Genomic DNA, 4,969 nt, shown 5'->3' with positions numbered 1-4,969 from the left:
CACAGCTTGTTCAGCAGTCTCCTAGGGGGACGGAACCGGATCCGGGTTCTCGACATGAGCGACCAGATCGGTCACACCGTGGTCATGTGCGGGCCAATCGTGCCGGGTCGAGGTCGAGGCGGCGCAACAGCTGGGCGTTGAGCGCCACCACGATGGTCGAGACAGACATGAGGATCGCCGCGACCGCGGGGGAAATCGCCACGCCGACAAAGGCCAGAACCCCGGCGGCCAACGGCACAGCGATGACGTTGTACCCCGTTGCCCACACCAGGTTCTGCCACATTTTGCCGTAGCTGGCATGGGAGAGGTCGATGATAGACAGGACCGCCCGCGGGTCGTTCGCGGCGAGCACCACCCCGGCGGATTCGATGGCCACATCGGTCCCGGCACCGATCGCCACGCCCACATCAGCGCGAGCCAAGGCGGGGGCGTCATTGACCCCGTCGCCGACCATCGCCACCCTGTGCCCGCGCTTCTGGAGCTCGGTGACCTTGGCGTCCTTGTGCTCGGGAAGCACCTCGGCGAACACCTCGTCAATCCCGAGGTCCGTGGCCACGGCGTCCGCGACCTGCTGGGCGTCGCCGGTGATCATGGCGACCGAGACCCCACGGGCGTGCAGGGCGTCGATCGCCTGCCGGGACTCCTCCCGCACGGCGTCCTCGAGCGCGACGGCCCCCAGGATCCGGTCACCTTCGGCGACGTGCAACACCGACGCCCCGCGCGACACCCACTGCTCGGTCACCTCCGCGACGTCGGTGGGAATCGACAACCCCAGTTCGTTGAGCATGGCGGGACCGCCGACGCTGGCCTCGGTGCCATCGACACGGGCGCGGACCCCACGGCCTGGCAGGGACCGGAAATCGGTGGCGGCGATCCGCTCGCCGGCCGGCACCCGGTCATCGGCCGCCGCGACGATAGCCCGGGCGACGGGGTGTTCACTGTCGGCCTCGACCGCCGCCGCCAACGCCAACACCCGCTCCCCGGTGACCCCGCGCGCGGCGGTGACTCCCGTGACCCGGTGCTGGCCCTCGGTCAAGGTGCCGGTCTTGTCGAACAGGACCACATCGACGGTGCGCATGCGTTCGAGCGAGAGCCGGTCCTTGACCAACACCCCGGACCTGGCCGCTCGTTCGGTGGAGATCGCGATCACAAGTGGAATAGCCAACCCCAGCGCGTGGGGACAGGCGATCACGAGCACGGTCACCGTGCGCACCACGGCCTCGTCGACGTTGCCGAGCAACGCCCAGACCGCAAACGTGAGGATGCCCACGACCGTGGCGAAATAGAACAGGAACGCCGCGGCCTTGTCTGCCAGAGCTTGCGCTCGGGACGAGGAGGCCTGGGCGTCGGCGACCATCCGCTGGATGCCGGCCAGAGCCGTGCTCTCGCCCACCGCGGTGATCCGAACCCTCAGCGCGCTGTCCGTCGCAACGCTTCCGGCGACCACGGTGTCGCCGGCTTCTCTGGTGACCGTCTTGGATTCGCCGGTGATCATCGATTCATCGACTTCGGCACGGCCGTCGGTGACCGTGCCGTCGGCGGGCACCCGCGCTCCTGCGCGCACGAGCACCAGGTCCCCCAACTCGAGGTCCGGAAGCGGAACTGCGACAGTCCCGGAATCCGTGATCTTCTCCGCCGAGTCCGGCAGCATGGCCGCCAGCGCATCGAGGGCTCCCGAGGCCGAGCCGAGCGCGCGCATCTCGAGCCAGTGCCCGAGCAGCATGATCACGATAAGCAGCGCCAGTTCCCACCAGAAGTCCAGCTCGAACCCGCCGAGGCCCAAGGTGGTGATCCAGGAGGCGACAAAGGCGACAGTGATCGCCATGGAGATCAGCAGCATCATCCCCGGGCGGCGCGAGCGGAGTTCGGCCCAGCCGCCCGTGAGGAACGGGGTGCCGCCGTAGAGGAAGATCACCGTGCCCAGCACCGGGGCGATCCACATGGCGCCGGGGAAATTCGGCATGGTGTAGCCGAGCAGATCGGCGACCATGTGGCTGAAGTACACCACCGGGATCGCCAGCACCAGCGACGCCCAGAAGCGACGGCGGAACATCTCCCCGTGTGCCCCGTGCCCAGCGTGTCGATCGTGGCCCCCGTCCTCGCCGTGCCCGCCCGGCCCGACATGGGCGACGTGCTCGCCGTGCTCGGCGGGGGGCGGGCTGTGAACCTCGGCGCCGTGGCCGTGTCTGGTCGGCGCCGGGTTCGGTTGCGCGGGTCCGTGTTCCGGATGCGACATCAATAGCCTCCTGGGAGTGGCGGGGCTCAGGGGTTCGGCTGTCTTGGGTGTTTCAGGGTGTTCACTAGGCCAGGTAGGACAGGGTGGTCATCATCCCGGCCTCCTGGTGATAGGCGTTGTGGCAGTGAAGCGCCCACTGGCCGGGGTTGTCGGCATCGAATTCGATCTCCACGGTGCGCATCGGTCTGATCGTGACGGTGTCCTTGCGCAGCCCGGTATCGGGCAGAGCGAAGGTGTGTCCGTGCAGGTGCATGGGGTGGAACATGTCCGACATGTTGCGCATCCGCATACGAACCCGTTGCCCTTCGTTGACGTCCAACGACGTGATGTCGGGGTGAGCGCGGCCGTTCAGGGTCCACCTGTACGGCGACATGGTCCCGCCCATGTCCAGACTGTGGTAAACATCGTGCCCCTTCTCTTCCAGTCGGACGTCCGCGCGAGGCGCCAGATCGGTGCCGAACAGCACCTGCCGGTCCAGCTCGTCGGGTCGGGACCGGGTAGGCAGGTCGCCCGCAGCGGTGCGCACCAGTGCCTGCCCGTGACCGGTCTTGCCCTCGGCCTGCGCGAACAACGGGAAGACGCCGTCGCCGAGGGTGACGAGCACATCGAACCGCTCGCCCATCCCGACCATCAGTGCATCGGTATCCTGCGGCACGACCGGGAAGCCGTCGGTGTGGGTGATGGTCATCCGGTGCCCGCCCAGGGCCACGCGGAAGGCGGTATCAGCACCGGCGTTGATGAGGCGGATACGCGCTCGCTCCCCGGGTGTCGCGTTGAACACCATCGGGTCCTCCGGGACCCGCCCACTGACCAGGTAGAGCGGATAGCTCACGTCCCCGGCGCCGCCGAGCATCGGCGAGAGCATCGTCTCGGAACCCGTGTCCGTGGCGCCCATACCTCTCATGCCGCCGTGGTCCATCGCGCCCATTCTTCCCATCCCAGATCCGCTGCCCATACCTGCGGCGTCACCGATGCCCAGGTCGCGGGCAACATCGTCGGGGGTGCGACCGGTGCCGTCGAGCCAGTCGTCGAGCACCACGATCCACTCGTGCTCATGGTCACCGGGCTCGTTCGGGTCGTCGACGATCAGGGGCCCGTAGAGTCCGCGGTCGAGTTGGAGCCCGGAGTGCGAATGATAGAAGTACGTGCCCGCGTGCGGGACGGTGAACTCGTAAGCGAACCGACCGCCGGGGGCGATGGGGTCCTGAGTCAGGCCGGGTGCCCCGTCCATGTCGTTGCTCAGTGCCAGTCCGTGCCAGTGCACGCTGGTTTCCGCCGGCAGCTGGTTGTCCACCTCCACCTTGAGCAGATCCCCGACACGGGCACGCAGTAGCGGCCCGGGCAGGCTAGGGTCGTAGCCCCAGGTGGAGACGACGCGTCCACCGAGATCCACGTCGACCGGACGCGGCGTCAACCGCGCTGAGACCACCCGTTGGCCCGCGCTGCGGCGCGCCAGCTCGGCACGACGGACAGCGTCCGACAAGGGCTGCACGGGGGTACCGGTCGGCGGGCCCGCTCCGGAACAGGCGACGAGCGCCCCGGCCCCGGCGAGGGCTGAACCGAGGAGGAAGGACCGGCGGGTCAGCTCAGACACGGGGCCGCCCGTGCTCGGGTTTCGTCGGTACGGAGTTGCCGGAGCGCGTCAGCTCCTCTCGGCGGGCCACGAACTCGTCGGAGCCGATCTCTCCGCGGGCGAAACGCACTTCGAGCACTCGAAGCGGATCGGCCTCCGGCGCGGTGCGTCCGTGCCCCCCGGAACGGTCATTACGGAACATCATGGCCAGCATGGACAGCACTGCCGCCCAAAACACGAGCATGCACACCGCCATGATGATCCACCCGGTGGCACTCAGCTGACCCGACCAGCCCATCATGGTCGTCACCGTCCTTCGGTTGGTGACATCAGCATCGCGCGTGCACGCACCAGTTCAGGTAGAGGTCGCGTGAAGTTTTGATCAAGAAGGCCGGCCGCTGCATCGGCGGTGGACACTGTCCCCCGGAACCTGCCGCCCGGCCGCCGAACCACACCACAATTCCGCACCCCAGGCGGACAATGACCGCGTGAACACGACCGAGGCGGAGACCTACCGCCGCGAGATCCTCGGCTACTGCTACCGCTACTTCGGCTGTATCGCGGAGGCCGAAGACGCAACGCAGGAGACGATGCTGCGTGCGTGGAGGGCGCGGGATGGCGCCGAATTCGGCGGCCGCTCGTCGCTGCGTACGTGGCTGTATTCCATCGCCACCCACGTCTGCCTGGACATGGCTCGCGCGCCGCAGCGACGCAGCCTTCCGGTGGACCTCAACGAGCCCGGCCGCGTCCCAGACGACCCCACGTCGCTGGCCACCATGCCCGAGCAGATGTGGATCGGCCCGGCGAGCGACGCCCATCTCGGCGTCGACCCGTCCGCCACCGCCCTCGCCCGCGAATCGGTCCGGCTCGCCTTTGTCGCCGCGCTGCAGTTCCTGCCACCCCGGCAGCGGGTCGTGCTGATCCTCCGCGATGTCCTGGTGCTCTCGGCGGCGGAGTGCGCGGACCTCCTCGACATGTCCGTGGCCTCGGTCAACTCCGCACTCGCCCGGGCGCGCAAGACCATGGCCCAGCACGGGGCCACTCTCCCAACCGACACCGCGGACGACGCCCCCGCCTACGACACCCGGCTTCTCGAGAAGTACGTCGCCGCCTTCGAGGCCTACGACGTCGACCGCCTAGGAGCATGGGTCAGTAATGGC

At 68.5% G+C, this 4,969-nt stretch carries 5 protein-coding genes; 2 read left to right on the top strand and 3 right to left on the bottom strand.

Features of this window, described 5'->3' with window-relative positions; all coding sequences use genetic code 11:
- Positions 1-82 precede the first annotated feature (82 nt).
- Complete coding sequence (locus tag G6021_RS00720; protein WP_241730667.1) at positions 83-2,053, bottom strand: copper-translocating P-type ATPase; 1,971 nt, start codon at positions 2,051-2,053, stop codon at positions 83-85.
- Positions 2,054-2,068: 15 nt separating this feature from the next.
- On the opposite strand from G6021_RS00720, the gene G6021_RS17005 reads away from it, so the two are divergent.
- Positions 2,069-2,242, top strand: a complete 174-nt coding sequence (locus G6021_RS17005) for a hypothetical protein (RefSeq protein WP_241732177.1) — start codon at positions 2,069-2,071, stop codon at positions 2,240-2,242.
- Positions 2,243-2,300: 58 nt separating this feature from the next.
- Here the strand turns inward: G6021_RS17005 and G6021_RS00715 are convergent, their stop codons facing one another.
- On the bottom strand, positions 2,301-3,830 hold the full coding sequence (locus tag G6021_RS00715; protein WP_095718238.1) for a multicopper oxidase family protein: 1,530 nt from the start codon (positions 3,828-3,830) through the stop codon (positions 2,301-2,303).
- On the bottom strand, positions 3,823-4,110 hold the full coding sequence (locus G6021_RS00710) for an SHOCT domain-containing protein (protein WP_095718239.1): 288 nt from the start codon (positions 4,108-4,110) through the stop codon (positions 3,823-3,825). Before G6021_RS00710 ends, G6021_RS00715 begins: the two co-directional genes overlap by 8 nt.
- Positions 4,111-4,207: 97 nt before the next feature.
- On the opposite strand from G6021_RS00710, the gene G6021_RS00705 reads away from it, so the two are divergent.
- Positions 4,208-4,969: RNA polymerase subunit sigma-70 (locus G6021_RS00705; RefSeq protein ID WP_347238891.1), on the top strand; the 762-nt coding region annotated here is incomplete at its 3' end.

It is taken from the genome of Dietzia sp. CW19 (assembly GCF_014145265.1).
Lineage (GTDB): Bacteria > Actinomycetota > Actinomycetes > Mycobacteriales > Mycobacteriaceae > Dietzia > Dietzia natronolimnaea.
Note: the sequence above shows the minus strand (reverse complement) of the source record. Positions and strands in the feature narration are given on the sequence as shown.

Excerpts from the sequence above, each read along its gene's own strand:
- G6021_RS00720 (WP_241730667.1), bottom strand. The coding sequence starts at position 2,053 with ATGTTCCGCCGTCGCTTCTGGGCGTCGCTGGTGCTGGCGATCCCGGTG.
- G6021_RS00710 (WP_095718239.1), bottom strand. The coding sequence starts at position 4,110 with ATGATGGGCTGGTCGGGTCAGCTGAGTGCCACCGGGTGGATCATCATG.